This window comes from Streptomyces sp. NPDC043952, from assembly GCF_056435325.1.
In genome coordinates this window covers 1-25775 of the sequence record NZ_JBWKES010000048.1, presented here as the reverse complement: position 1 = coordinate 25775, position 25775 = coordinate 1, and the positions used below count along the sequence as shown (strand labels likewise).

At 70.0% G+C, this 25775-nt stretch carries 26 protein-coding genes; 5 read left to right on the top strand and 21 right to left on the bottom strand.

Annotation, left to right across the window (positions count from 1 at the left end):
• Window positions 1-46 precede the first annotated feature (46 nt).
• Complete coding sequence (tatA, locus tag AC069R_RS31835; protein ID WP_478770185.1) at window positions 47-328, bottom strand: Sec-independent protein translocase subunit TatA; 282 nt, start codon at window positions 326-328, stop codon at window positions 47-49.
• Between the two features lie 264 nt (window positions 329-592).
• On the bottom strand, window positions 593-787 hold the full coding sequence (locus AC069R_RS31830; protein ID WP_478770184.1) for a hypothetical protein: 195 nt from the start codon (window positions 785-787) through the stop codon (window positions 593-595).
• Window positions 788-873: 86 nt separating this feature from the next.
• Here AC069R_RS31830 and AC069R_RS31825 point away from each other — a divergent pair, with 86 nt between their 5' ends.
• Entirely contained in the window at window positions 874-1011 is a 138-nt protein-coding gene (locus AC069R_RS31825; protein ID WP_478770183.1) for a hypothetical protein, read from the top strand.
• A 105-nt stretch (window positions 1012-1116) separates the two neighbouring features.
• On the opposite strand, the gene AC069R_RS31820 is transcribed toward AC069R_RS31825, so the two are convergent.
• The 7 genes from AC069R_RS31820 to AC069R_RS31790 form a co-directional block, all read right to left on the bottom strand.
• Window positions 1117-1392 (bottom strand): hypothetical protein, encoded by a 276-nt coding sequence (locus AC069R_RS31820; protein ID WP_478770201.1) that lies wholly within the window; start codon window positions 1390-1392, stop codon window positions 1117-1119.
• A 277-nt stretch (window positions 1393-1669) separates the two neighbouring features.
• Window positions 1670-2689, bottom strand: coding sequence for a helix-turn-helix transcriptional regulator (locus AC069R_RS31815; protein WP_397986786.1), 1020 nt, complete (start codon window positions 2687-2689; stop codon window positions 1670-1672).
• 14 nt (window positions 2690-2703) lie between these two features.
• Window positions 2704-3681 (bottom strand): helix-turn-helix transcriptional regulator, encoded by a 978-nt coding sequence (locus tag AC069R_RS31810; RefSeq protein WP_478770182.1) that lies wholly within the window; start codon window positions 3679-3681, stop codon window positions 2704-2706.
• A 148-nt stretch (window positions 3682-3829) separates the two neighbouring features.
• On the bottom strand, window positions 3830-4201 hold the full coding sequence (locus AC069R_RS31805; RefSeq protein WP_478770181.1) for an FKBP-type peptidyl-prolyl cis-trans isomerase: 372 nt from the start codon (window positions 4199-4201) through the stop codon (window positions 3830-3832).
• An 82-nt stretch (window positions 4202-4283) separates the two neighbouring features.
• Window positions 4284-5285 carry an FKBP-type peptidyl-prolyl cis-trans isomerase gene (locus tag AC069R_RS31800; RefSeq protein ID WP_478770200.1) on the bottom strand — a complete coding sequence of 334 codons (1002 nt, stop codon included), beginning with the start codon at window positions 5283-5285 and terminating at the stop codon, window positions 4284-4286.
• A 142-nt stretch (window positions 5286-5427) separates the two neighbouring features.
• A complete protein-coding gene (pafA, locus tag AC069R_RS31795; RefSeq protein WP_397986783.1) occupies window positions 5428-6789 on the bottom strand; it encodes a Pup--protein ligase in 1362 nt (453 codons plus the stop codon).
• Between the two features lie 9 nt (window positions 6790-6798).
• Entirely contained in the window at window positions 6799-8058 is a 1260-nt protein-coding gene (locus AC069R_RS31790; RefSeq protein ID WP_478770180.1) for an MFS transporter, read from the bottom strand.
• 120 nt (window positions 8059-8178) lie between these two features.
• Here AC069R_RS31790 and AC069R_RS31785 point away from each other — a divergent pair, with 120 nt between their 5' ends.
• On the top strand, window positions 8179-9201 hold the full coding sequence (locus tag AC069R_RS31785; protein WP_478770179.1) for a LacI family DNA-binding transcriptional regulator: 1023 nt from the start codon (window positions 8179-8181) through the stop codon (window positions 9199-9201).
• Between the two features lie 59 nt (window positions 9202-9260).
• Here AC069R_RS31785 and prcA read toward each other — a convergent pair whose 3' ends face one another.
• The 6 genes from prcA to arc form a co-directional block, all read right to left on the bottom strand.
• Complete coding sequence (prcA, locus tag AC069R_RS31780; protein WP_397986780.1) at window positions 9261-10010, bottom strand: proteasome subunit alpha; 750 nt, start codon at window positions 10008-10010, stop codon at window positions 9261-9263.
• Window positions 10011-10071: 61 nt separating this feature from the next.
• On the bottom strand, window positions 10072-10917 hold the full coding sequence (prcB, locus tag AC069R_RS31775; protein ID WP_397986779.1) for a proteasome subunit beta: 846 nt from the start codon (window positions 10915-10917) through the stop codon (window positions 10072-10074).
• The gene (locus AC069R_RS31770; protein ID WP_478770178.1) at window positions 10869-11288 is read right to left on the bottom strand and encodes an endonuclease VII domain-containing protein; all 420 of its coding nucleotides are present in this window, start codon (window positions 11286-11288) and stop codon (window positions 10869-10871) included. Before AC069R_RS31770 ends, prcB begins: the two co-directional genes overlap by 49 nt.
• 214 nt (window positions 11289-11502) lie before the next feature.
• On the bottom strand, window positions 11503-11721 hold the full coding sequence (locus AC069R_RS31765) for a ubiquitin-like protein Pup (RefSeq protein WP_011027899.1): 219 nt from the start codon (window positions 11719-11721) through the stop codon (window positions 11503-11505).
• A 171-nt stretch (window positions 11722-11892) separates the two neighbouring features.
• Window positions 11893-13404 carry a depupylase/deamidase Dop gene (gene dop, locus AC069R_RS31760; protein WP_397986777.1) on the bottom strand — a complete coding sequence of 504 codons (1512 nt, stop codon included), beginning with the start codon at window positions 13402-13404 and terminating at the stop codon, window positions 11893-11895.
• A 232-nt stretch (window positions 13405-13636) separates the two neighbouring features.
• Window positions 13637-15403 (bottom strand): proteasome ATPase, encoded by a 1767-nt coding sequence (gene arc / locus AC069R_RS31755; protein ID WP_397986776.1) that lies wholly within the window; start codon window positions 15401-15403, stop codon window positions 13637-13639.
• 517 nt (window positions 15404-15920) lie between these two features.
• Here arc and AC069R_RS31750 point away from each other — a divergent pair.
• Complete coding sequence (locus AC069R_RS31750) at window positions 15921-16223, top strand: ferredoxin (RefSeq protein ID WP_478770199.1); 303 nt, start codon at window positions 15921-15923, stop codon at window positions 16221-16223.
• Window positions 16224-16248: 25 nt separating this feature from the next.
• Here AC069R_RS31750 and AC069R_RS31745 read toward each other — a convergent pair whose 3' ends face one another.
• The 3 genes from AC069R_RS31745 to AC069R_RS31735 all read right to left on the bottom strand — a co-directional run bounded on the left by AC069R_RS31745 (window position 16249) and on the right by AC069R_RS31735 (window position 19609).
• Entirely contained in the window at window positions 16249-16833 is a 585-nt protein-coding gene (locus AC069R_RS31745) for a hypothetical protein (RefSeq protein WP_478770177.1), read from the bottom strand.
• Between the two features lie 233 nt (window positions 16834-17066).
• Window positions 17067-17969 (bottom strand): tRNA (adenine-N1)-methyltransferase, encoded by a 903-nt coding sequence (locus tag AC069R_RS31740; protein WP_111585200.1) that lies wholly within the window; start codon window positions 17967-17969, stop codon window positions 17067-17069.
• A gap of 65 nt (window positions 17970-18034) precedes the next feature.
• Entirely contained in the window at window positions 18035-19609 is a 1575-nt protein-coding gene (locus AC069R_RS31735) for a site-2 protease family protein (protein WP_478770176.1), read from the bottom strand.
• 536 nt (window positions 19610-20145) lie between these two features.
• Between AC069R_RS31735 and AC069R_RS31730 the strand changes: the two genes are divergently transcribed.
• Together AC069R_RS31730 and AC069R_RS31725 are read left to right on the top strand one after the other, a co-directional pair.
• Window positions 20146-21027 (top strand): RecB family exonuclease, encoded by an 882-nt coding sequence (locus AC069R_RS31730; RefSeq protein WP_478770198.1) that lies wholly within the window; start codon window positions 20146-20148, stop codon window positions 21025-21027.
• A gap of 15 nt (window positions 21028-21042) precedes the next feature.
• The gene (locus tag AC069R_RS31725) at window positions 21043-21714 is read left to right on the top strand and encodes a response regulator (RefSeq protein ID WP_397986772.1); all 672 of its coding nucleotides are present in this window, start codon (window positions 21043-21045) and stop codon (window positions 21712-21714) included.
• 155 nt (window positions 21715-21869) lie between these two features.
• Here AC069R_RS31725 and AC069R_RS31720 read toward each other — a convergent pair whose 3' ends face one another.
• The 3 genes from AC069R_RS31720 to AC069R_RS31710 all read right to left on the bottom strand — a co-directional run.
• Entirely contained in the window at window positions 21870-23474 is a 1605-nt protein-coding gene (locus AC069R_RS31720; protein ID WP_478770175.1) for an ABC transporter substrate-binding protein, read from the bottom strand.
• Window positions 23475-23911: 437 nt separating this feature from the next.
• Complete coding sequence (locus AC069R_RS31715) at window positions 23912-24613, bottom strand: HAD family hydrolase (RefSeq protein WP_478770174.1); 702 nt, start codon at window positions 24611-24613, stop codon at window positions 23912-23914.
• 183 nt (window positions 24614-24796) lie between these two features.
• Window positions 24797-25775 (bottom strand): vitamin B12 dependent-methionine synthase activation domain-containing protein (locus AC069R_RS31710; protein ID WP_478770173.1); only part of this gene is annotated, 979 nt, incomplete at its 5' end.

Here is a 25775-nt window from a genome sequence, read left to right as displayed (position 1 = left end):
CCACATCCTCATCTCGTGCAGCGGACCGGTGGCCCCGGCCCTCGCGTCAGCGCTGGGTGGTCGTGTCCGTCGGCTCGGTGACCGGCCGCGAGCTGGCCACATCACCGGGCGCGGCCTGGATCGTACGCTGAGCCGGGGTCTGCTCCTCGGCGGTCGGGGCGGGGGACTGCTTGCCCTCGTCCTTCATCGCCTTGGCCTCACTCTTGAGGATGCGCGCGGACTTGCCGAGCGAACGGGCCATGTCCGGAAGCTTCTTGGAGCCGAACACGAGGACGATCACCAGAACCAGGAGCACCAGGTGCCACGGCTCAAGTGCGTTGCGGAACATAAGTCTTCACCTTCTCACTGAGGCGGGGCGGCGGGGCCTTGTCCGAACCGGTCGGACAGGTGTCTGACCTTCGTGCTGGCAGCGATCGTATCGCCCCGGGGGTGAACACAGAACAATCCCCGTGCGTACTCCTGCTCCCTGCGCGGACCGCGCCTCGCGCTCCGGGCCGCGACCAGCAGCGTACCCGGCCACAAGTGGAACGTGACAGGGCGAATGTCGCATCACACATGACGATCGGGCTCTCACAGAAGTTCCCGGCCCGACTCACAGGGAGTCGACAGCCCGTGCCGCGCTCGCCGCCGCCCGCTCCAGGTCCTGGGACGCCCTGCTGATCCGGTGCGCGGAGTCCGAGACCTGCCTGCCGAGGCGCTGCGCCTCCAGGAAGACCCGTACCGCCAGCACACCGAGAACGGCCAGACCCAGAAATCCCATGGCCACCGCGAACATCGCCTCGAACATGACGGTGAGCCTAGACGGTCCGAGCCGCCGCCGGCTCCGCAGCAGTCCTCGGCATAGCAGCCGCCACCCCGGCGAGCGCGGCAACCATGGCCGCCTTCGCCGGCGCCACCAACGGCCTGGTCAACAACAAGTGGTACGTGAACGTGGCCGCGAACGGCAAGGGCCACACCGTCCTGTGGAACAAGCCCATGACGTTCTCCTCCGCCAAGGGCGGACACTGCTGATCGCAGCACCCTCGGTGGGCGGGTCACGGCGACGTGACCCGCCCACCGGCTTTTGGACGCCCCCTCACGTGTACACGGGCGTCTGCCGAACGGCGGTGTCGAATATCACGTCCCACTGCCGGGCTGCATGCGGTGCAACCGCAACGTCCTGACCCCGCCCCCCGTGAGCAGTTCCACGATGCGCTCGCCGGCCGGTTTGCGGACCGAGGCGCCGCAGTCGGGGCAGGTGAAGGAGTAGAACGTGGTGCGGTGGCTCGCGCCGATGGCCAGGCGCAGCGCGCTCGCGGCCAGCTCGAAGCGGCCCCGGCAGTCCGGGCAGCCGGCCCGGAACACCACGGGGGCCACCCCCCGCATCCCCGCGAACGCGGTCGCCACCGTCATCCCGCTCGCACCGGACACCGTCGTCCCGCTCGCACCGGACACCGCGGACTCGTTCACAGCCGTCACTCCCCTTCCGCCGGTCGCTCCACCGGCCGATCCGCCGACCGGTCCATGAACCGATCCACCAGCCGATCCGCCGACCGGTCCGAGGCCCGATCCACCAGCCGGGCCGCCGGCCTGCCCGTGGGCCGGGCCGCCGCTCGCCCGTGTTCCAGCCGACCCGGCCACGCACCGCGGGCACGCCCTAAGGAGCGAGCGGGCCCCCTCGCCCGGCGGCTCATCCGCGCACCCCCGCGGCGTCCGGCGCCGGGTCCGACGGGACGTCGTACGCCGCCAGCGCCTCGGCCGCCGCCCGGCGGGCGCTGTCGGCGAGCTCGGGCGGGGAGACGATCCGGCCGTCCCGGCCCAGGCGCAGCGCCAGGCGGCGCAGCGAGGCCGGCTCGGGGGTGCGCAGGGTGATGCGCAGCCCGCCGTCGGGCAGCTCCTCGGCGCTGTCGTGCGGGTAGTACTCGGCGACCCAGCGTCCGCCGGGCCCGACCTCGACGACCACCTCGGGGTCCTCGGCGGCCGGCTGCACCAGCGCCTCGGACAGGTCGCGCAGCTCCACCTCGGGCGGCGCGGACGGCTCGTCCAGGATGCGGATCTCGGCGACCCGGTCCAGCCGGAAGGTGCGCCGGGCCTCGGAGCGCCGGCACCAGGCCTCGACGTACGTGTGGCCGACGCTGACCAGGCGGATGGGGTCGATCTCGCGCTCGGTGACCTCGTCGCGGGCCGGCGAGTAGTAGCGGATCCACAGCCGGCGGCGCTCGGAGATGGCGCGGTCCACGTCCGCGAAGACGCCGCCCTCGGACTCGAAGGTCACCGACAGCCGGGAGCTGGCGCCCGCGGCCTCGCCCGCCGCGGTCTCCACCTTGGCGGTGGCCCGCAGCAGCGCCTGCCGGTCGCCCTCGCGCAGCCCCGGCAGGGTGGCGACGGCGCGGGCGGCCACCAGCAGGGCGGTGGCCTCGTCGGCGGCCAGCCGCAGCGGCTCGGCGGCCTCCTCGCCGAGCGCGGCCGGGTTGTGCCACCAGATGCGCTCGCCGTCGGTGTCGATGTCCAGCAGATCGCCGCCGCGGAAGCTGGTGCCGCACATCGGCAGCAGATCGAGGTCGGCGACCAGCTCGTCCTCGGTGATCCCGAACGCGCGGGCCACGTCCGCGATCCGGGCGCCGGGCCGCTCGCGCAGATACGTCACCAGGGAGAGCATCCGCCGGGTCTGGTCGATCGCGTTGACGGTTCTGACCGGTTTGCCTGCCACAGTCCTGCTCCCCCTCAGCCCTTGGCCACGGCACGCAGCCGGTCCACCACGTCGGCCCGCAGCTCGGCCGGCTCCACGACCACCACATCGGGCCCGAACTCCACCAGCCAGGCGTCCAGACCGTGGCCGTACGGGATCTCCAACTCGTCCCAGCCGTCCCCGAGTTCCCGGACCTTGGCGGCCTTCGCGCGCAGCGGGTACCCGGCGCCGGAGCGCAGCCGGATCAGCGCCGAGCGGTCGGCGGTCTCACCGGCCCACCCCGCCACGGTCTCCCGCACGGTGACCACGTCCGGCACGGGCGCGGTGAAGCCCGTACCGCGCGAGCGGACCCTGCCGGTGATCCGGGACAGCCGGAAGACGCGCTCGGCTCCCCGGTCCCGGTCGAAACCGGCCAGGTACCAGTGGCCGCGCCAGCACTCCAGCGCCCACGGCTCGACATGCCGGGGCTCGGGGTGCGCGGCGGAGGCCTTGCGGTAGTCGAACAGGACCGGGCGGCGGTCGCGGCAGGCCAGCATCAGCGGTTCGAAGGCGGCCTCGTGCACCGGGATGCGCGGCTCCAGCGCGGCATGCCCCTCGTACGGGTCGACCTCCTCGGGCAGCCCGGCGGCGCGCAGCTTCTGGAGGGCGCCGCTGGCGGCACCGGCGAGCCGGGCCTGCTGCCAGACCTTGGCGGCCAGGCCCAGCGCGGCGGCCTCCTCGGCGTCCAGGGTGATGGGCGGCAGCCGGTTGCTGTCGCGGCGGGCGAGATAGCCGACCTCGCCGTCCAGGTTCTCGACGGTCTCGATGACCAGGCCCAGCTCGCGCAGATCGTCCTTGTCGCGCTCGAACATCCGGTTGAAGGAATCGTCGCTGCCGGTGGCACCCTTGTCGGGCCGTGCCGCTTCGACGTACGCCTCGATGGAGTCGCGCAGCTCGCGCTTGCTGAGCGGCCGCCGTGCGCCGAGCAGACACAGCGCGAGGTTCATCAGCCGCTCGGCCTTGGCAATGGCCATCGACGCCCTTCACCTTCTGTTGTGTGCTTCCGACCGTCGACCGTACCGCTCTCGGGCGGCGTGGCAAAAGCCGAGGGCCCATGCCCGGACAGGCATGGGCCCCAGACGGTCGGATCCGGTCGGAAACGGCCGATGGCTCGGGTACGGCTCAGACCGCGAGCAGGTCCACGACGAAGATCAGCGTCTCGCCCGGCTTGATCGCCGGGGTCGGGCTCTGGTCGCCGTAGGCGAGGTGCGCCGGAATGGTCAGCTGCCGGCGCCCGCCGACCTTCATGCCCTGCACACCGCGGTCCCAGCCCGCGATGACCCGGCCGCCACCCAGCGGGAAGCGGAACGGGGTGCCCCGGTTCCAGCTGGCGTCGAACTCCTCGCCGGTGCTGAAGGCCACGCCGACGTAGTGCACGGTCACCATCTGACCCGCCTGCGCGACCGGCCCGTCGCCCTCCCAGATGTCCTTGATCTCAAGGTCCTTCGGGGCCTCGCCCTCGGGGAAGTCGATCTCGGGCTTCTCGATGTTCACGTCAAAAGCTCCTGCGTAGGTACGACACGAAACACGCACAGTCTGTCATCTCCGCACGCCAACCGACCGACACCGGCCCCCACTACATCGCGGCCAGGATGTCCACCGTGAACACCAGCGTCGCGCCCTTGCCGATCGGGCCGCCGCTCGGCGGATTGTCGCCGTACCCCAGCCCCGGCGGCACCACGACCAGCACCCGGCTGCCCACCTTCTTGCCCACCAGCCCCTGCGCCAGACCCTTGACCGTGTCCTGCATCTGCGTCAGCGAGAACTGGCTCAGCCGCCCTGAACCATAGGTGCGCTGGAACGTCTTGCCGCCCTCCCACACCAGCCCCTGGAACTGGCACAGCACCGTCTGGTCCGCCTTCAGCTCCGGGCCGTCGCCCTCCAGCACGTACGTGGAGACCAGCTTGTCCGGCGGGCCCGAGTGCGGCACCGTCACCACCGGAACCGTGCCATTGGTGACCGTGGAGACCTTCGGCAGCGCCGGGTCGTTCTGCGGAACGGCCCGGCCGCGCGCCGAACTCTTCGAGTTGAACGAATCGATCAGATCGATCACGAACACCAGCGTGTCCGTCCCCTTGATCCCCGCCTGCGGATTGCCCGACTTGCCATACCCCCAGGTCGGCGGCACCGCGATCAGCACCCGGCTGCCCGTCTTCTTCCCGGCCAGCGCATACCGCCAGCCGTCGATCAGACTGCCCTGCGCCAACTGCATCACCAGCGGCGCATGCCGGTCGTACGAATTGTCGAACACCTTGCCGGTGTCCCAGATCTGACCCAGATAGTTCGCCTGGACGAAGTCGTTCTCCGCGACCGTACGACCCGTCCCCGGAATCACCGTCCGCACCGCCAGATTCTTCGACGGCGCCCCCGGACCCTTCGCCACGGTCGGCTTCTCACCGAACCGGCTGCCCGCCGTGATCGCCGGCAACGGACCGTCCACGATCTTGGGCGGCGGCGCACTCGACGCCGAGGGCGACGGAGACGCACCGGCCCGACTCGAACCGGACGAGCCACCACACCCGGCGAGCGTGACCAGTCCAGCGGGAACGGCGGCGAGAACAAGCGAACGTCGGCGCACGGAAGCCTCGTAATCGGTCGGTCTTGCGGATGACGTGCGCGCAACTCTACGACCGACACGGGCGCCGCACACGAAACGCACGACACGCGTGTGGCGCCACGGCACCACCGCGACGCCACACCCGCCGAAACCCGCCCGCCGACTACATTCCGGCGATCAGCTTCTCCACCCGGTCGTCCACCGAACGGAACGGGTCCTTGCACAACACGGTGCGCTGCGCCTGGTCGTTGAGCTTCAGATGCACCCAGTCCACCGTGAAGTCCCGGCGCTGCTCCTGCGCCCGCCGGATGAAGTCACCGCGCAACCGCGCCCGAGTCGTCTGCGGCGGAACCGACTTGCCCTCGAAGATCCGCACGTCATTGCAGACCCGCGCCGCCTGCCCCTTCTTCTCCAGCAGGTAGTACAACCCACGCCGACGGTGGATGTCGTGATACGCGAGGTCTATCTGCGCGACCCGCGGATGCGACATCGTCATGTTGTGCTTGGCCCGGTACCGCTCGATGAGCTTGTACTTCATCACCCAGTCGATCTCGGTCTCGATCCGGTCCAGCTCCTCCGTCTCGATCGCGTCCAGGGTGCGGCCCCACAACTCCAGGACCCGCGCGACCGTACCCGTACGAATCCCACGGCGCTCGCAGAAGTCCACGGCCTTGTCGAAGTACTCGCGCTGCACCTCCAGCGCCGACGCCTCCCGGCCACTGGCCAGACGCACCTTGCGCCGACCCGTGATGTCATGACTGACCTCACGGATCGCCCGGATCGGGTTCTCCAGCGTCAGATCCCGCATCACCGTGCCCGCCTCGATCATCCGCAGCACCAGGTCGGTCGCGCCGACCTTCAGCAGCATCGTCGTCTCCGACATGTTCGAGTCGCCCACGATCACATGCAGCCGGCGGTAGCGCTCCGCGTCCGCGTGCGGCTCGTCACGGGTGTTGATGATCGGCCTGGAACGCGTCGTCGCCGACGACACACCCTCCCAGATGTGCTCGGCACGCTGACTCACGCAGTACACGGCACCCCGCGGCGTCTGCAGCACCTTGCCCGCGCCGCACAGCAACTGCCGCGTGACCAGGAACGGGATCAGAATGTCCGCGAGACGGGAGAACTCGCCGTGCCGCGCCACCAGATAGTTCTCATGGCAGCCGTACGAGTTACCCGCCGAATCGGTGTTGTTCTTGAACAGGTAGACGTCGCCCGCGATTCCCTCCTCGTGCAGGCGTCGTTCCGCGTCCACCAGGAGTCCCTCGAGAATGCGCTCGCCGGCCTTGTCGTGGGTGACCAGTTCGATCACATTGTCACACTCGGGTGTCGCGTATTCCGGATGTGAACCCACGTCGAGATACAGCCGGGCGCCGTTCCGCAGAAAGACATTGCTGCTGCGGCCCCATGACACGACACGGCGGAAGAGGTACCGCGCCACCTCGTCAGGCGACAGGCGGCGCTGTCCCCTGAACGTGCACGTGACGCCGTACTCGTTCTCCAGCCCGAAAATGCGGCGGTCCATGAGGGAACATTACGCCTGATCCGTTGTGCTGAAACGGGGTTCGACAGCACGATTTGGATCATTTTCCGATGAAGCCGCAACCACCGCCCCCCGCACAGGAGCTGCGAGGACCCGCCCCGTCGCCAGCAACACCAGCAGCGACACCACCCCCGCCGCACCCGGCACCGCGAAACCCCACACCGTGCCACCGGCCTGCACCACCGGCCCCGCAAGCCCCGTCCCCACCGACGCACCCACCGTGAACGTCGTCACCAGCCACGAAAAAGCCTCCGTGACCGTCCCCCGCGGCGCATACCGGTCCACCAGGATGAACGCACACGCGAGACACGGCGCCAGGAACACCCCCGCCACCACCGACAGCACCACCATCGCCACCGCACCCGGCACCAGCATCAACGGCAGATAACACACCGCCAGAAGCGCCACCAGCACCCGCAGTCGCCGCTCCGGCGCCCCCGCCCACCGCCGCGCCCCGTACACCGAACCACCCACCAGCGCACCCAGCCCCAGCCCCGCCATCAGCCAGCCGTACACCACATCCCCGCCATGACCGTCCGCGTACGACACCGACGCCACCGTGATCGAGCCCAGCGCGATCCCCACGAACAGGAACGCGCCCAGCAGCACCAGCAGCCCCGGCGAACGCAACGCACCCAGCCAGTGCGCCTCCCGAGGCGCCGACCGCCACGCCCGCGACGGCGCCGACACCACCACCGACAGCGCACCCAGCACCCCCAGCGCATTCGGCACCAGCAACGCCGCCCGCGCGTCCCACACCGCCGCGCACACCGTCACCAGCAACGGCCCCACCGTGAACATGACCTCCTGGGCCACCGCGTCCATCGCGTACGCCGAGTGCACCTGCTCCTCGCCCCGCAGCACCGACGGCCACAGCGCCCGCAACCCGCCCTCCAGCGGCGGCGCGCACAAACCCGCCGCCGCCACCGCCGCATACGCCAGCGGCAGCGGACCCGTGCCCGCGCACGCGAACACCGTCATCGACAGCGCCGCCAGCACCGCCGCGGGCAACTGCACCCGCGGCTGCCCGAACAGATCCACCAGCCGGCCCAGCACCGGCTGCCCCACCGCGTTCGCCACGCCGTACACCGCCGCCAGCGCACCGGCCAGACTGTACGTCCCGCCCGAGGCGCGCACGAACAGCACCAGGGCGATCGGGGCCGTCGCATTGGGCAACCGGCCCACCAACGTGCCCGTCAGCAGCCGCAGCGCATGCCGCGCCCGGAGTATCTCCAGATAACCCGTGGCCATGTCGCGGCGCCTCCCTGGCTCGCACCGGGCGCCCCGACGCCCAAGTTTTACGTATAACTTCCGCTCCCATACGTACCATGTGCGCTGTTCAGGCGTCCAGGCGAAGGAGCAGGCCCACCCGTGGCACGCAGCAGCACCCGACCCACCAGCCGCGACGTGGCCCACGCCGCCGGCGTCTCCCAGGCCGCCGTCTCCCTCGTCCTCGGCGACAAATGGCGCGGCCGCGTCTCCGAGGCCACCGCCGAACGCGTCCGCCAGGCCGCCCGCGCCCTCGACTACCGGCCCAACCTCGCCGCCCGCAACCTCCGCCTCGGCCGCACCCGCACCGTCCTCCTCGTCGTCCCCGCCCTCACCACCGAATTCTTCGCCGGCGTCTACACCGGCGCCGCCCGCGTCGCCGCCCAGCACGGCTTCGGCGTCGTCCTCTACCCCTCCCCCGAAGGCATCGGCCCGGCCCGCGACCCCTTCGCCTCCGCCCAGGCCGCCCTCGACGGCGTCCTCGCCTCCTCCATGGCCGCCGACGCCCTCACCGCCATCCGCGGCGACCGCCTCCCCCTCGTCATGCTCGACAGCGACCCCACCGCCGGCCCCGGCGCCGCCACCGTCAACCTCGACATCGCCGACGGCATCCGCCAGGTCGCCGACCACCTCCTCGGCCTCGGCCACCGCCGCATCCTGCACCTCGCCGCCGACGTACCCTCCTGGACCTTCGAAGCCCGCGCCCACGCACTCCACACCCGCCTCGCCACCACACCCGGCACCGAACTGCGCACCGCCCGCGCACCCATCTCCATCGACGGCGCCCGCACCGCCACCGAATCCGCCCTCACCGCCCCCGGACCCCGCCCCACCGCCATCGTCTGCGACGACGACAAACTCGCCGCCGGCGCCTACAAAGCCGCCCGCCGCCTCGGCCTGCGCATCCCCGACGACCTCTCCGTCACCGGCCTCGACGACCTCGCCCTCGCCACCGCCCTCGACCCCGAACTCACCACCGTCCGCCTCGACGCCGAACTCTTCGGCGAACGCGGCATGCACGCCCTGCTCGCCGTCCTGGAAGGCCACCGGCCCACCGGCGACGACATCCCGGTCCACCTCGTCCTACGCGGCTCCACGGCGCCCCCACGCCCCCAGCACGGCTGAACGCGCAGTGCCCCGGCCGAAACGGCCGGGGCACTCACGAAGACGAGAAAGACGGCGGACTACTCCGCGTCGTCGGACTCCTCCGAGCCGTCCGACGCCGCGGCCGCACCGTCCGCCTCCAGCAGACGCGCCAGCTGACGGCCCGCGATCCGCTTGAACTTCCGCTTCTGCGGACGCGTACGGTCCAGCACCGCGACCTCCAGCCGCTCGGCCGGAATCTCCCGCTCGCCGCCGTTCGTGTCCCGCGACAGCGCCTGCACCGCCAGCTTCAGCGCCTCGGCCAGGCTCATCCCGTCCCGGTGCCGCTGGTCCAGGAAGTTGCTGATCTGCTCGGCATTGCCACCCACCGCGACCGAACCATGCTCGTCCACGATGGAACCGTCATGCGGCAGCCGGTAGATCTGATCGCCCTCCGGAGTCTCCCCCACCTCCGCCACCACCAGCTCCACCTCGTACGGCTTCTCGGCCGCCGAGGAGAAGATGGTGCCCAGCGTCTGGGCGTACACATTGGCCAGACCGCGGGCCGTCACATCGTCCCGGTCATAGGTGTAGCCGCGCAGATCCGCGTAACGGACACCGCCGATGCGCAGATTCTCGTACTCGTTGTACTTACCGGCCGCCGCGAAGCCGATCCGGTCGTAGATCTCGCTGAACTTGTGCAGCGCGCGGGACGGGTTCTCGCCGACGAACACGATGCCGTCGGCATACTGCATGACCACCAGGCTGCGGCCACGCGCGATGCCCTTGCGGGCGTACTCCGCCCGGTCGGCCATCGCCTGCTGAGGTGAGACATAGAACGGCGTCGACACCGGTTATCCGTCCCTTTCTGTCATGGTCACTGTGATCACCTTGTCAAGAACCGGGCCGCGCTCAGAGCAGAGCGGCCTTGGGACCGTCCGGCTCCTCCAGGCGCCGCTGGAGCACCGAACGGGAGATCTCGGAGGCCTCGTCCCCGGTGAGCCGGCGGAAACCGTCCTCGGTGATCACGGTGATGATCGGGTAGATCCGGCGGGCGACATCGGGACCACCGGTCGCCGAGTCGTCGTCAGCCGCGTCATAGAGGGCCTGGACCACCAGCGTCGTGGCCTGCTCCTCCGTCAGGTCGTCACGGAACAGCTTCTTCATCGCGCCACGGGCGAAGATCGAGCCCGAGCCCGTCGCCGCGAAATGGTGCTCCTCGGAACGGCCGCCCGTCACGTCGTACGAGAAGATCCGGCCCTTGGCCCGGTCCACGTCGTACCCCGCGAACAGGGGCACCACGGCGAGGCCCTGCATGGCCATGCCGAGGTTGGAGCGGATCATCGTCGACAGCCGGTTGGCCTTGCCCTCCAGGGACAGCTGGGCGCCCTCGACCTTCTCGAAGTGCTCCAGCTCCAGCTGGAAGAGCTTGACCATCTCCACGGCGAGACCGGCGGTGCCCGCGATGCCGACCGCGGAGTACTCGTCCGCCGGGAACACCTTCTCGATGTCCCGCTGCGCGATCATATTGCCCATGGTCGCCCGGCGGTCACCGGCGAGCACCACGCCACCGGGGAAGGTCGCCGCCACGATGGTGGTGCCGTGCGGCGCCTCGATCACCCCCTGCGTCGGCGGCAGCTGCCGGTTCCCCGGCAGCATCTCGGGCTGGTGCCCGGCGAGGAAATCCATGAAGGAGGAGGATCCTGGCGTCAGGAAGGCAGCTGGTAGACGCCCGGTGCCACGAGTATTGGCTTCCACGAGATTCCTTCCAGATAGGCGGCGGCCCGGCGTACGGCGTCGGGATCGTCTCCCAACTTGCCGATGGCCGAATTGCAGTTGAAGCACAGTACGCCACGGACCTTACCCGTCTTGTGACAGTGATCCACATGCGCGGCCGGAGCCTTCAGGCAGATCACACACAACCCCCACTGCGAGGCGACCATCGCGTCCCGCTCGGCTTCGGTGAGGCCGTACTTGCGCTTCAGATGGTCCGCACGCCCTTTCGCCGCCCGACAGGCCTTGCAACTCGTCGAGAGGCCGTCGGACGCGCTTGCGTTGCGATGCCATTCACTGTGCGGCTTGATTTCTCCGCAGGTATGGCAGCACTTGTGCCCTTTGGGCGCGTCCACCCGGGGGCGGACGCTCTTTCCCCTGGCCAGCTGGCGGGCTTGGTGGTACTCAGACGCGCATTCCCGGCAGTAGCACTGGAGCCCGTCCCGCATAGCTTTGTTCCGCGCGAACGCTGCCCGCGGCCTGTACTGCTTGCACCGCGAGCAACGCTTCACGTCACCTTCGCTTTCCAACCCCACCCCCCCCGAAAATCCTTCGCTTCAAAGGTGAGACCTACTCTCCACCCTTCTGAACGAAGGAACGCACGAAGTCCTCGGCATTCTCCTCGAGCACATCATCGATTTCGTCCAGGACGGAGTCCACGTCGTCCGACAGTTTCTCCTGTCGTTCCTTGAGGTCCTCCGAGGCCTGGGCGTCCTGTGCCTGTTCCTCGACCTCTTCGGTGGACCGTGTGGCCTTCTGCTGGCCGCCGCCGGTGTCCTTGGTTGCCATAACCTCACCCCGCTCAGTTAGCCTGCCGATCGGTGATGATCAGACCCTACAAGCCGGGTCCGACATCGGCCCCGCAGTTTCCGCAACGTACGGGGGCCATCTCGATGATTCCCGGACGGCGGGATTTCCACCCGCCGCCGCGGACCGCACCGAGTACCCCCCTGGCCCCGCTCACCCGCCCGACAGCACTCTGACCAGGTCTTCCGCGGTACGGCAGCGGTCCAGTAGCTCCTTGACGTGATTTCGCGTTCCGCGTAGCGGTTCCAGGGTTGGAACGCGCTGGAGGGAGTCCCGGCCGGGGAGGTCGAAGATGACCGAGTCCCAGCTGGCCGCGGCGACGTCGTCGGCGTACTGCTCCAGGCAGCGGCCGCGGAAGTACGCCCGCGTGTCCTCCGGCGGCTTCGTACGCGCCCGCTCGACCTCGGACTCGTCCAGCAGCCGCTTCATCCGCCCGCGGGCCGCCAGGCGGTTGTAGAGGCCCTTCTCGGGCCGTACGTCCGCGTACTGGAGGTCGACCAGGTGCAGCCGGGCGGCGTCCCAGTCGAGTCCGTCGCGGCGGCGGTAGCCCTCCATGAGTTCGCGCTTGGCGACCCAGTCCAGTTCGCCGGCCAGGCTCATGGGGTCGTTCTCGAGCCGGGTGAGGGTGTCCTCCCAGCGGCTGAGGACGTCCCTGGTCTGGTCGTCGGCGTCGGCTCCGTGGCGTTCCTCGACGTACTTGCGGGCCAGCTCGTAGTACTCCATCTGGAGCTGTACGGCGGTGAGGGTGCGGCCGCTGCGGAGGGTGACCAGGTGCTTGAGGCTGGGGTCGTGGGAGACCTGGTGGAGGGTGCGGACGGGCTGGTCCACGGCCAGGTCGACGGCGATGAAGCCGTCCTCGATCATGGCGAGGACCAGCGAGGTGGTGCCGAGTTTGAGGTAGGTGGAGATCTCCGAGAGGTTGGCGTCGCCGATGATCACATGGAGGCGGCGGTATTTCTCGGCGTCCGCGTGGGGCTCGTCGCGGGTGTTGATGATCGGGCGCTTGAGGGTGGTCTCCAGGCCCACCTCGACCTCGAAGTAGTCGGCGCGCTGGCTGAGCTGGAAGCCGTGTTCGTGGCCGTCCTGGCCGATGCCGACGCGGCCCGCGCCGGCGAAGACCTGGCGGGAGACGAAGAACGGCGTCAGGTGGCGCACGATGTCCGAGAACGGGGTCTCGCGCCGCATGAGGTAGTTCTCGTGGGTGCCGTAGGAGGCGCCCTTGTTGTCGGTGTTGTTCTTGTAGAGGTGGATCGGCTGGGCGCCGGGGAGCTGTGCGGCTCGTTCGGCTGCCTCGGCCATGATGCGTTCGCCGGCCTTGTCCCACAGGACGGCGTCGCGGGGGTTGGTGACCTCGGGGGCGCTGTATTCGGGGTGGGCATGGTCGACGTAGAGCCGGGCGCCGTTGGTGAGGATCACGTTGGCGAGACCGATGTCCTCGTCGGTGAGCTGGCTGGCGTCGGCGGCCTCCCGCGCGAGGTCGAAGCCCCGTGCGTCGCGTAGCGGGTTCTCCTCCTCGAAGTCCCAGCGGGCCCGGCGGGCCCGGTGCATCGCCGCCGCGTAGGCGTTGACGATCTGGGACGAGGTGAGCATGGCATTGGCGTTGGGGTGGCCGGGGACGGAGATGCCGTACTCCGTCTCGATGCCCATTACTCGCCGTACGGTCATGCGGCCCTCCTTGCCCGGCGGCGCCCTCGGTGATGGGCGCCGCTCACGTACCGCTGGCGCTCCGGTGCGTGTGCGGTGCCCGTGCCCGCACTGCGCGACTCGGCGGTAGGAAAGAGCCTAGAACGCCTTTGCGCTGGTGGGGAGATCATTTGCGTCATTGCCTGCTCCGGTCGTGGCCGGAAAAGCAGTCGGCTGCGGGTACCCGCCGTGGGCACCCGCAGCCGCCCCGCTTTTACAGGTACTGACCGGTGTTGGCCACCGTGTCGATGGAGCGTCCGGTGTCCGCGCCCTGCTTTCCGGTGATGAGGGTGCGGATGTAGACGATCCGTTCGCCCTTCTTTCCGGAGATTCGGGCCCAGTCGTCGGGGTTGGTGGTGTTGGGCAGGTCTTCGTTCTCCTTGAACTCGTCCACGCAGGCCTGGAGGAGGTGGGAGACGCGGAGGCCCTTCTGGTTCTTTTCGAGGAAGTCCTTGATGGCCATTTTCTTGGCGCGGCCGACGATGTTCTCGATCATGGCGCCGGAGTTGAAGTCCTTGAAGTAGAGGACTTCCTTGTCTCCGTTGGCGTAGGTGACTTCCAGGAAGCGGTTTTCCTCGGATTCGGCGTACATCTGCTCGACCGCGGTCTGGATCATGGCCTGGACCGTGGCGTTCTTGTCGCCGCTGTGTTCGCCGAGGTCGTCCGTGTGGAGGGGGAGTCGCTCGGTGAGGTACTTGCCGAAGATGTCCTTGGCGGCCTCGGCGTCGGGACGTTCGATCTTGATCTTCACGTCGAGGCGGCCGGGGCGCAGGATGGCGGGGTCGATCATGTCCTCGCGGTTGGAGGCGCCGATGACGACCACGTTCTGGAGGCCTTCGACGCCGTCGATCTCGGCGAGGAGCTGGGGGACGATGGTGTTCTCGACGTCGGAGCTGACGCCGGAGCCGCGGGTGCGGAAGAGGGATTCCATCTCGTCGAAGAAGACGATGACGGGGGTTCCTTCGCTGGCCTTCTCGCGGGCGCGCTGGAAGACGAGGCGGATCTGGCGTTCGGTTTCGCCGACGTACTTGTTGAGGAGCTCGGGGCCCTTGATGTTGAGGAAGAAGCTCTTGCCGGCGGCTTGGCCGGTGACTTCGGCGACCTTCTTGGCGAGGGAGTTGGCGACGGCCTTGGCGATGAGTGTCTTGCCGCAGCCGGGGGGGCCGTAGAGCAGGACGCCCTTGGGCGGGCGAAGCTCGTGCTCCTTGAAGAGGTCGGGGTAGAGGTAGGGAAGTTCGACGGCGTCGCGGATGGCTTCGATCTGGTTGCCGAGGCCGCCGATGGCTTCGTAGCCGATGTCGGGGACTTCTTCGAGGACGAGTTCCTCGACCTCGCTCTTGGGGACGACTTCGTAGACGTATCCGGAGCGGGGTTCGAGCAGGAGGGCGTCGCCGGGTCGGATGGTGACGTCGAGGAGGGGTTCGGCGAGGCGGACCACTCGTTCTTCGTCGGTGTGTCCGAGGACGAGGGCGCGTTCGCCGTCCTCGAGGATCTCCTTGAGGGTGACGATGTCGCCGACGCGCTCGAATGCCATGGCCTCGACCACGTTGAGCGCTTCGTTGAGCATGACTTCCTGGCCGCGTCGCATGTCGTCGAGGTCGACGCTGGGGCTGACGTTCACGCGGAGTTTGCGGCCGCCGGTGAAGATGTCGGCGGTGCCGTCCTCGTTGGCTTGCAGGAAGACTCCGAAGCCGGCCGGCGGCTGGGCGAGCCGGTCGACTTCTTCCTTGAGGGCCACGATCTGGTCGCGGGCCTCGCGGAGGGTGTTGGCCAGTCGTTCGTTCTGGGCGGACACGCCGGCCAGGTTGGTCTGTAGCTCGACGATCCGCTCTTCGAGAATTCTCGTGTGCCGCGGAGAGTCGGCGAGCTTGCGTCGCAGGACGGCGATCTCCTGCTCAAGGTAGGCGATCTGCCCGGCCGGGTCGTCGGACCCGCGTCCCGGGCGGATGCCGCGGTTCATGTCGTCGTCGTTGGCTGCCACGGTCCTCACCTCCTCCAAGGGGAGCTGGACGCTTCCAGACCCTACCTGGGTGGGTGTCGATTGAAACCCCTAGATCACATTGACTGTCAAGGTGTGTCGTCGGTCACCCGGTGCGCACTCCCTCGCACGGAGGGGATACCCACTCAACGTGATGGGGAAGCGGGTTGTTCCTTGGTTGGCGTGGTCGAAACCCTTCGGGAGTGGCCGGAGTTGTCGGCTCCGGGCCGGGTGGGCGGGTTCTTGGGCAGGTCGGGGGCCGCTCGGGCGGTCATTACGTAGAGCGACGGTGTGGTGGGGTGGTGTCATGGTGCGGGTGGCTGGCAGTGTGCGTCCGGGGTCTGGGGTGTGCTGTCTCTGGTCGAGCGCTCGTACCCGAGCCGCCTGGGGTGGAAACCCGTTGGTGGCCGGAGGTGGCCGGTTGCGGGGCCGGGGGTAGGGTCGGGCGTGTTCGACTGCCGCTGGTGTGGCCCGGCCGGTGTGTGCCGTGCCGGGGTGCGGCGTACCGATGTCAGGAGAGGTGACCGTGCAGCAGGAGGCCCCGGCCGGGGAGGCGCTGGAGGTCTGGATCGACCAGGACCTGTGTACCGGCGACGGGATCTGTGCCCAGTACGCCCCGGAGGTGTTCGAGCTGGACATCGACGGTCTGGCCTATGTGAAGGGCGCGGACGACGAGCTGCTCCAGGAGGCGGGGGCGGTGGCTCCGGTGCCGTTGCCGTTGCTCAAGGATGTGGTGGATTCGGCCAGGGAGTGTCCTGGTGAGTGCATCCATGTGCGGAGGGTTTTGGACAGGGTGGAGGTTTACGGTCCCGACGCGGGGTGAGCCGCGTTTTTCGGACATCGCGTCGTCAGACGCTGTGGGCCCCGGCCGGGGTGGTGCGCAGGAAGGCTTTGCCGTCCCAGTGCCATGCGGCCGGGGTTTTCGTGTCCGGGCAGCAGCGGGGTACGGCGTCGGAGGAGTAGCCGAGGAGGGTGGCGCTGACGGTGCCGGTGTGTATCGCGAGGTCGGTGACGGTGAGGTGGTCCTTGGGGTCGACGAGGGTGGCGACGACGCGGGGGGTGTGGCCGTCGGCGGCGCGGGTGAGGACGTAGACGCCGTCGGGTGGGGTGCCCATGGCGCTGTCGCAGTGGACGACGGCGGTGGTTTCGGGGCGGCCGTCGCCGTCGAGGTCGCCGGTGGCTTTTTTGACGACGATGGCCTTCTCGGGTCCGCAGGCGAGGGGGAAGGTGACGCCGGTGGTGGCGGGGGGTGCGGCGGCGGTTTCGGGGGCGGGGGCGGCCGCGCTGTGGGTGGGGGGCTGGGCGGCGGTGGCCGGTCCGGGTCGTACGAGGGAGGAGAGGGCGACGACGCCGGCGAGCGCGGTGGCTGTGGCGAGCCAGTGGATGGGGCGGGTGTGGGTGTGGGCGAGCTCCGGAACGGCGGATTGCTGCACGAGGAGTGTCTCCTGTGAGGGCTGTGCCGGGGGGTGTGGCCTGCATGGTGCCACACGTCACAGGGCGTGGGAACGGGGGGGGTGCCGATTCCCGGTGGTGGCGGGCCCGCGGGGTGGGTTGCCGGTGTTCCGGGAGTCTGGTGCCCTGTCAACGAGTGGGCGCCGTGTCCGAGTTCCCGGGTCGGTCGGGGAACTGGGGCACGGCGCCGTGGTGTTGTGCGGGGTGGGGTGGTTCAGCGGGCGGTGCCGCCGTCGGCGTTGGGGCCGGCGTAGTCCTCGCCGTAGGCGCCCTTGGCGGGGCGGCGGCGGCGCATGGGGGGCTCGACGCCGTCGGCGAGGCGGCGGGCGGTGAGCAGGAAGCCGGTGTGGCCGATCATGCGGTGGTCGGGGCGGACGGCGAGGCCCTCGATGTGCCAGTTGCGGATCATGGTCTCCCAGGCGGTCGGCTCGTTGAAGCAGCCGATCTCGCGGATGGATTCCACGGTGCGCGCGAGCTGGGTGGTGGTGGCCACGTAGCAGCACAGGATGCCGCCGGGGACGAGTGCCTTGGAGACGGCTTCCAGGCATTCCCAGGGGGCGAGCATGTCGAGGATGACGCGGTCGACGTCGGTGTCGGACAGGTTGTCCTGGAGGTCGCCGACGGTGAGCTGCCAGGCGGGGTGGGGGCCGCCGAAGTAGCGTTCGACGTTTTGCCGGGCGATGTCGGCGAAGTCGTCGCGGCGCTCGTAGGAGTGCAGCATGCCCTGGTCGCCGATGGCCCGCAGCAGGAAGCTGCTGAGGGAGCCGGAGCCGACGCCGGCTTCCACGACGCGGGCGCCGGGGAAGATGTCGGCGAAGGCGAGGATCTGTCCCGCGTCCTTCGGGTAGACGACGGCTGCCCCGCGGGGCATGGACAGGACGTAGTCGGGGAGCAGGGGGCGCAGCGCGAGGTAGGCCACGTTGCCGGTGGTGCGGACAACGCTGCCCTCGGGAGCACCGATCAGTTCGTCGTGCGGGAAGGAACCCTTGTGGGTGTGGAAGTTCTTTCCGGCTTCGAGCGTGAACGTGTAGTGGCGGCCCTTGGGGTCGGTCAGCTGTACCTGGTCCCCGACCTTGAAGGGCCCGCGCCTGCGGGCGGCACCGGTCGGTTCGGACATGTGACCAGACTACCGGGTTCCTGCCGGGGCCTTGACCGGCCGCGGGGGTGGGGGCCGCGGGCGGGTCAGGCGGGGCGGGCCATGGCCTTGACGAAGGCGCGTTCGACGTCGGCGGCGGAGAGGACGCCGTAGATCTCGCCGGTGTTCTCGACGACGAGGTATTCGGTGGCGGGGGCGGCGCGCAGGGCGTCGAGGAGTTCTTCGCCGGCGAGTTCGGCGGAGACGCGCATGTCGTCGGTGAGGTCCTGGGCGAGGCTGCTGACGGGGACCCAGGGGCGGCGGTGTTCGGGTACGCCGACGATGGCGGATTCGCGGACGAGGGAGAGGGGGTGGCCGTCGGCGTCGACGACGACGAGGGCGCGGGCGCCGGCGGCGTTGGCGCGGCGCAGGGCTTCGGAGAGGGGGGTGTCGGTCTCGACGGGTACGGCGCGGCGGGTGAGGGTGCGGGCGCGCAGTTCGGGGAGGTGTTCGCGGAGCCTGGCCATGCGCAGGCTGTTTCCGGCGCCGGTCCAGATGATCGCGGCGAGGATGGCGGCGAGCAATGCGTCGGTGACGGTGTCCATGCCGCCGGTGTCCTCGGTGCCGCCGCCGAGGGCGCCGGAGGAGTTGAGCAGGGGCAGTCCGATGAGGACGGCGACGGCGAGGGCGCGGCCGACCCAGGCGGCGGCGATGGTGCCGCTCATGGGTTTGCCGGTGATCTTCCAGACGACGGCGCGGAGCATGCGGCCGCCGTCGAGGGGGAGGCCGGGCAGGAGGTTGAAGACGGCGACGATGAGGTTGGAGACCATGAGGCCGGCGAGGAGGACGCCGGGGACGGTGCCGGGCTGCACGGGCTTCATGGCGAGGTAGAAGAGTCCGGCGAGGACGAGGGAGAGCAGGGGGCCGACGAAGGCCAGGACGAATTCCCGGCCGGGTGTCTCGGCTTCCTTCTCGATCTCGGAGACGCCGCCGAAGAACTGGAGCTGGATGCGGCGGACGGGGAGTTTGAAGCGGATCGCGGCGACGGTGTGGGCGAGTTCGTGGACGAGTACGGAGGCGTAGAAGGCGACCGCGAAGAACAGGGAGACCAGGTAGCGGGCGGCGCCGAGTTCGGGCAGTACGCGGTCGAGTTGTCCGCCGAAGACCCAGGTGATCAGGGCGGCGACGAGGAACCAGCTGGGGGCGACGTAGACGGGCACGCCGAAGGGGCGGCCCATGAGGATGCCGCCGCCGGGTTCCTTGGGCGGCCGCGGGGGTGCGCCCTTGGCGATGCCGGGGCCGGTGGGGGGTCCGGGGTGGGGTTCGGTGTGGGCGAGGGTGCGGTGGGTTTCGGGGGCGGGGTGGGGCGCGTGGTCGCCGGGGGTGTCCGTACCGCGGTCGCCGGGGGTGTCGTCGCGAGGGGTGTCGTCGCCGGGGGCGGCGCTGAGGGGTGCGTCGGCGCCCTGGGTGCCCGCGGCGGTCTCGGCCTCGTCCGACTCGGCCTCGTCCGCCCCGCCTCGGTGCGTGCCGGTGTCCGGCGCGGCCTTCCCGGCGGTGTCGGGGCCGTCCTCCGTCGGTGCCGGGGCCTCGGGGACCGGCGGCGGGGGCGTTGGGACTGCGGGGTGGTCGGTCGGCTGATCGTCGCCGGACCGCGGCTGCCCGCTCGCGCCGCTCACGTCCACGGTGTCCCCTCGTTCGAAGCGTCTTCCGCGCCTCTTGGGGCGGAAGGGTCTCTGATCGATGGTATGCGGCCGTGGTGGCACGTTTCGCCCCGGCACCCCTGGTGTTCGCCCCGTGGTCGGGCGCCCGGTACGGCCGTGGCGCGGGTCACTGTCAGTGGTGGGCCGTATGGTCTGTGGACATGGACACCAGCTTCGAGGAGGCGGGAGCCGCGGCGTGCGGTCCCGAGCCGGCGGATCCGCCCGCGGCGGACGCGACGACAGCCGTGGCGACGGACGCCGCGGCCGTGGAGGCGGGCGCTGTGGACGCGGGCGCCGTGGACGCGGGTGCCGTGGCCGTGGACGCCGTGGCCGTGGACGCGGGCGCCGTGATCGTGGAGCCGTCCGCCGCCCCGGCCGTGCCGGGCCCCTCGACCGCGCCGGATGACGTAGCCGCGCCGAGCCCGGCACCCACGAAGGCCACCGAAGCTGCCGAAGCCAGCGGAACCGGCGAAGCCACCGTGGTCACCGGTGCCGGTGGCGCCGTCGAAGCCGCCGCCGTGTCCTCCGCGGTCCCCGCCCCCCGTCCCGTCGCGCCGCCCACCTCGCTCTCCCCCTCCCGCGCCGGCGACTTCATGCAGTGTCCGTTGCTGTACCGGTTCCGGGTGATCGACCGGCTGCCGGAGAAGCCGAGCGAGGCGGCGACGCGGGGCACGCTGGTGCACGCGGTGCTGGAGCGGTTGTTCGACGTGCCCGCCGGGGAGCGGACCGCGCCGCGGGCCAGGGCGCTGGTGCCGGGCCAGTGGGAGCGGCTGCGCGAGAGCCGCCCGGAGCTGGCCGGGCTGTTCGCGGACGATCCGGACGGGCAGCGGCTGGCGCGCTGGCTGGGCGAGGCGGAGCGGCTGGTGGAGCGCTGGTTCACGCTGGAGGACCCGACGCGGCTTGAGCCGGCCGAGCGGGAGCTGTTCGTGGAGGCCGAGCTGGAGTCGGGGCCCCGGCTGCGCGGCATCATCGACCGGGTGGACGTGGCGCCGACCGGCGAGGTGCGGATCGTCGACTACAAGACGGGCAAGGCGCCGCGGCCGGAGTACGCCGAGGGCGCGCTGTTCCAGATGAAGTTCTACGCGCTGGTGGTGTGGCGGCTGAAGGGGATCGTGCCGCGCCGGCTCCAGCTGGTGTATCTCGGCAGCGGCGAGGTGCGGACGTACGATCCGGTGCTCGCCGATCTGGAGCGGATGGAGCGCAGGCTGCGCGCGCTGTGGGATGCCATCCGGGAGGCCACGGAGAGCGGGCAGTGGCGGCCGCGGCCGACGAAGCTGTGCGGCTGGTGCGATCACCAGGCGCACTGCCCGGAGTTCGGGGGCACTCCCCCGCCGTATCCGCTGCCGGTGAGGGTCCGGGAGTCGGGTGGTGTGCCGCAGGGCAGAATGGGCGCGGACTAGCGAAGGAGTGTCAACGTGGCCATCCGCGTCCTACTGGTCGACGACCAGCCCCTGCTGCGTACGGGTTTCCGGATGATCCTGGAGGCCGAGCGGGATCTCGCGGTCGTGGGCGAGGCCGGTGACGGCCTTCAGGCTCTCGATCAGGTGCGGGCCCTGCAACCGGACGTCGTGCTGATGGACATCCGTATGCCGCGGATGGACGGGGTGGAGGCGACCCGGCAGATCAGTGGTCCGGACCGGGACGGCCCGGCGAAGGTGCTGGTGCTGACGACCTTCGATCTGGACGAGTACGTGGTGGAGGCGCTGCGCGCCGGTGCCAGCGGTTTCCTGCTCAAGGACGCCCCGGCGGACGAGCTGGTGCAGGCGATCCGGGTGGTGGCGAACGGCGAGGCGATGCTGGCGCCGAGCGTCACGCGCCGGCTGCTGGACAAGTACGCGACGCATCTGCCCTCGGGTGAGGAGCCGGTTCCGGACACCCTGCACACGCTCACGGACCGTGAGGTGGAGGTGCTGAAGCTGGTGGCGCGGGGGCTGTCGAACGCGGAGATCGCGGCGGATCTGTTCGTCAGCGAGACGACCGTCAAGACGCATGTCGGGCATGTGCTGACCAAGCTGGGTCTGCGGGACCGGGTGCAGGCGGCGGTGTACGCGTACGAGAGCGGTCTGGTGCGCCCCGGCGCGCAGTAGGCCGCGGTGCGTCCCGGCGGCCGGTTGCCGACGGCGCGTTGCCCGGTTCCGTACGACGGCGAAGGGCGCCCCTCTCCCGCGAGGAGGAGAGGGGCGCCCTTCGCCGTTGCCGGCGTTGCCGCCTTGCCGGTGTCGCCGCCGGCGCTGTCGGTGTGTCAGCCGCTGACGCCCCGGCCGAGCTCCCAGAGCTGGAGCGTGGAGGAGGAGTTGACGGCGTAGGAGACGCCGGTGATGTCGTCGCGGGCGGCGATGTACTGCTTGCCCTGCCACAGCGGGAGGACCGGGACGTCGTCGGCGACGATGTCCTGGATCTTGGTGAGGCTGTCCGCGGCGGAGAGCCGGTTGGCTTCGCGGCGGGACTGCGGGATCAGGGTGCGCTGGATCTCGCTGTTGGAGTACGGCGAGCCGAGGAAGTTGTCCTTGTCGAGGAACGGCGCGAGGAAGTTGTCGGCGTCGGGGAAGTCGGGGAACCAGCCCATGCCGTAGACGTCGTACTGGCCCTTCTCCTCCGCGGGGCGGAAGGTGGCCCAGGGGTGGCCCTGGATGGTGACGTCGAACAGGCCCGTGTCGTTGAGCTGCTTCTGCAGGATCTCGAACTCCTGCTTGGTGGCCGAGCCGTAGTGGTCGGTGGTGTAGTGCAGGGTCAGCTTCACCGGGGTGGTGATGCCGGCCTTGGTGAGCAGGTCCTTGGCCTTGGCGGCGCTGGGGTTGCCGTACTTGTTGAAGAACGAGTTGGAGTGCCCGGTGACGGTGGCGGGGACCAGCGAGTAGAGCGGTTCGGCCTCGGTGCCGTAGACCTTGGAGACGAGTTCGCCGCGGTTGATGACCTGGGCCATGGCCTGGCGGACGGCCTTCGACTTCACCGTGGGGGCGTTGGTGTTGAAGGCGAGGTAGCGGATCTCGAGGCCCGGCATGTCGACGAGGTCGACGTTGTCGTCGCTGCCGGAGTCCAGCTTCTGGATCTGGGCGGGCGACATGGTGCGGGTCATGACGTCGATGTCACCCTTGTCGATGGCGGCGCCCATGGCGTCGGCGTCGGCGAAGGAGCGCAGCACGACCTTGTCGTTGTTCACCGTCTGGGCCCCCTTGTAGTGGGGGTTCTTGGTGAAGGTGATGCTGACGATCGCGTTGTTCTTGACCTCGGGCTGGAAGGTGTACGGGCCGGAGCCGTCGAGGTGGAAGCCGTCGCGCAGGGAGCCCTTGGGGTAGTCCTTGGGGTCGAGGATGCCCGCGACCGGGGTGGACAGCTTGTAGGGGAAGGTGGCGTCGGCCGTCTTGAGGTGGAAGACGACCTCGCGGTCGCCCTGCGTCTCGATGGTGTCGATGGTGTTCAGCAGCGAGGAGACACCGCTGTCGGCCTTGATGTGCAGGGCGCGTTCGATGGAGAACTTGACGTCCTGGGCGGTCACCGGGTCGCCGTTGGCGAACGTGAGGCCCTCGCGCAGCTTGCAGACGTAGCGCTCGCTGCCGCTGTCGGTGAAACCGCAGCTTTCGGCGGCGTCCGGCACCGGGTCGCCCTCGCCCTTGGGCTCGGCCATGAGGGTCTGGACGGTCTGGCGCAGGATGTTCCAGCTGCCGACGTCGTAGGCGTAGGCCGGGTCGATGGGCGCGGGGGCGTCCTTGGTGACGGTGAACCGGTCCGTGGTGCCGACGACGATGGCGTCGCCGCCCTTGCTGCCGCTGCCCGATCCGCCGCACGCGGCGAGGACCGGGGTGAGCAGGCCGGCCACCGCCGGCAGCACCAAAGTCTTGCGGTTCATGCGGGGGTTTCTCCAGAGCTGTTCGGGTCCGTGTTTCCGGCGTGCATGGGTGGCGCGCGGCGGAGCACGGGGGTTTCTTCGGCGATGTTCTCGCGATGAGATTAGTCCGCGCCCCGTGGGGCGTTCACAGCCGCGTGAGTTGACTCTTCATCACGCTGTGAAACCGGGTGTGGACGCACCGAAAACCCGACAGCGGCAGGATTAGTGCAGCGTCTCACCAATCGGGACACAAGGTCCCGTCACTCTCGGTCGAACCGGGCCGGTCTGCACACTCGTCAGCTCTTGTCGAGGGTCTGCCGGGTGGCGAACGTCACATCTTCAACTGTCCGGGGTGGTAGCCGAATTCGACCGTGCGGGCGTGCCGTGAATTCCGCCGGATGCACTTCCGTGGATATTCGGCTGCCGCGGCCAATGGCCTTTGCACGCTGGGTGAACGGCTAGGGCATTTCCGTCATCAGGTCGCGCAGAAATGCGAGGTCGACGTGTTCCAGGGAGGGGACGACGGTGCGTCGTTCGGCCGGGCCGATGGGGGCGAGGGAGGGTACGGCGACGACACGGCAGCCGGCGGCCTCGGCGGCGGCGACGCCGGTGGCGGTGTCCTCGACGACGGCGCATCTGGCGGGGTGGGCGCCGAGCCCGGCGGCGGCGAGGAGGTAGGGGTCGGGGAAGGGCTTGGTGCGGCTGACCTCGTCGCCGGCGATGGACAGGGCGAAGTGGTGCGGGCCGAGGACGGCGAGGACGCGGTCGATGATGCGCCGGTGGGAGGCGGAGACGAGGGCGGTGGGGATGCGGTGCTGGTGCAGTTCGGCGAGCAGCCGGGCGGCGCCGGGTTTGAGGGGCAGGCCGGTGCTGATGCGGGCCTCGAAGCCGTCGTTGAGCAGGACGCTGAGTTCGGCGAGGGTGATGTCGGCGCCGGTGGCCTCGATGAGGAAGCCGGCGCTGCGGGTCATCGGGCCGCCGACCACGACGTGCTTCCAGGACTCGTCCAGGGTGTGGCCGAGGGCGGAGAAGACCTCCACCTCGACGTCCCACCAGAAGCCCTCGGTGTCCACCAGGGTGCCGTCCATGTCGAGGAGGACCGCTTGCAGTGCGGAATCCTCGGCCGAACGGGTTCCGAGCGCGGGGACCGTGCTGGTCATCCGGGCGCACCTCCTTGAGGGACGTTCAGGCCGGTTCCCGTGCGGGAACCGGCCTGCGGTGGACCGACCAGTCTACGACTCCGCGCGGCGAAGCGCTTCGTTTATCACTTGTCACCGAGGGTATGCCGGATGGCACCCCCGGCGTGGCCCGGAGGACGTTTCCTGCTGCCCTCGGCGGGGGCCTCAGCGGGCGTTGAAGTACTTCGCCTCCGGGTGGTGGATCACGATGGCGTCCGTGGACTGCTCGGGGTGGAGCTGGAACTCCTCGGAGAGGTGGACGCCGATCCGCTCGGGCTCCAGCAGGGCCGCGATCTTGGCGCGGTCCTCCAGGTCCGGGCAGGCGCCGTAGCCGAGGGAGAAGCGGGCGCCGCGGTACTTGAGGGCGAACATGTCCTCGATGTCGGCGGGGTCCTCGCCGCCGAAGCCGAGTTCGGTGCGCACGCGGGCGTGCCAGTATTCGGCGAGCGCCTCGGCCAACTGGACGGACAGGCCGTGCAGTTCGAGGTAGTCGCGGTAGGCGTTGGCCTCGAACAGCTTGGCGGTCTCCGCGCCGATGCGGGAGCCGACGGTGACGACCTGGAAGCCGACGACGTCCCGCTCGCCGGACTCCTCCGGGCGGAAGAAGTCGGCCAGGCACAGGCGCCGGCCGCGGCGCTGGCGGGGGAAGGTGAACCGGGTGCGTTCGTTGCCCTGTTCGTCCAGGACGATGAGGTCGTCGTCCTTGGAGACGCAGGGGAAGTAGCCGTAGACCACGGCGGCTTCGAGGAGGTTCTCCGTCTGGAGCCGGTCCAGCAGTCCGCGCAGCCGGGGCCGGCCCTCGGTCTCGACCAGTTCCTCGTACGACGGTCCCTCGCCGGTGCGGATCTGCTTGAGGCCCCACTGGCCCTTGAAGAGGGCGCCCTCGTCGAGCCAGGAGGCGTATTCCTTGAGCTGGATGCCCTTGATGACGCGGGTGCCCCAGAAGGGGGGCTCGGGTACGGGGTTGTCGGTGGCGACGTCGGAGCGGACGTGCCCCTCCTCCGGTCGCTCGGCCACCTCCACGGCGGCCGTGGCCCGGACCCGGCGCTGCTTCAGCTCGGGCAGTTTTGCGCCGGGCACGCCGCGCTTGACGCCGATCAGGGCGTCCATCAGGCGCAGGCCCTCGAAGGCGTCGCGGGCGTAG

Coding starts and splice junctions, on each gene's coding strand:
- tatA (WP_478770185.1), bottom strand. CDS start 328: ATGTTCCGCAACGCACTTGAGCCGTGGCACCTGGTGCTCCTGGTTCTG.
- AC069R_RS31830 (WP_478770184.1), bottom strand. CDS start 787: ATGTTCGAGGCGATGTTCGCGGTGGCCATGGGATTTCTGGGTCTGGCC.
- AC069R_RS31825 (WP_478770183.1), top strand. CDS start 874: ATGGCCGCCTTCGCCGGCGCCACCAACGGCCTGGTCAACAACAAGTGG.
- AC069R_RS31820 (WP_478770201.1), bottom strand. CDS start 1,392: ATGACGGTGGCGACCGCGTTCGCGGGGATGCGGGGGGTGGCCCCCGTG.
- AC069R_RS31810 (WP_478770182.1), bottom strand. CDS start 3,681: ATGGCCATTGCCAAGGCCGAGCGGCTGATGAACCTCGCGCTGTGTCTG.
- pafA (WP_397986783.1), bottom strand. CDS start 6,789: ATGGACCGCCGCATTTTCGGGCTGGAGAACGAGTACGGCGTCACGTGC.
- AC069R_RS31790 (WP_478770180.1), bottom strand. CDS start 8,058: ATGGCCACGGGTTATCTGGAGATACTCCGGGCGCGGCATGCGCTGCGG.
- AC069R_RS31765 (WP_011027899.1), bottom strand. CDS start 11,721: ATGGCAACCAAGGACACCGGCGGCGGCCAGCAGAAGGCCACACGGTCC.
- dop (WP_397986777.1), bottom strand. CDS start 13,404: ATGACCGTACGGCGAGTAATGGGCATCGAGACGGAGTACGGCATCTCC.
- AC069R_RS31740 (WP_111585200.1), bottom strand. CDS start 17,969: ATGTCCGAACCGACCGGTGCCGCCCGCAGGCGCGGGCCCTTCAAGGTC.
- AC069R_RS31720 (WP_478770175.1), bottom strand. CDS start 23,474: ATGAACCGCAAGACTTTGGTGCTGCCGGCGGTGGCCGGCCTGCTCACC.
- AC069R_RS31715 (WP_478770174.1), bottom strand. CDS start 24,613: ATGACCAGCACGGTCCCCGCGCTCGGAACCCGTTCGGCCGAGGATTCC.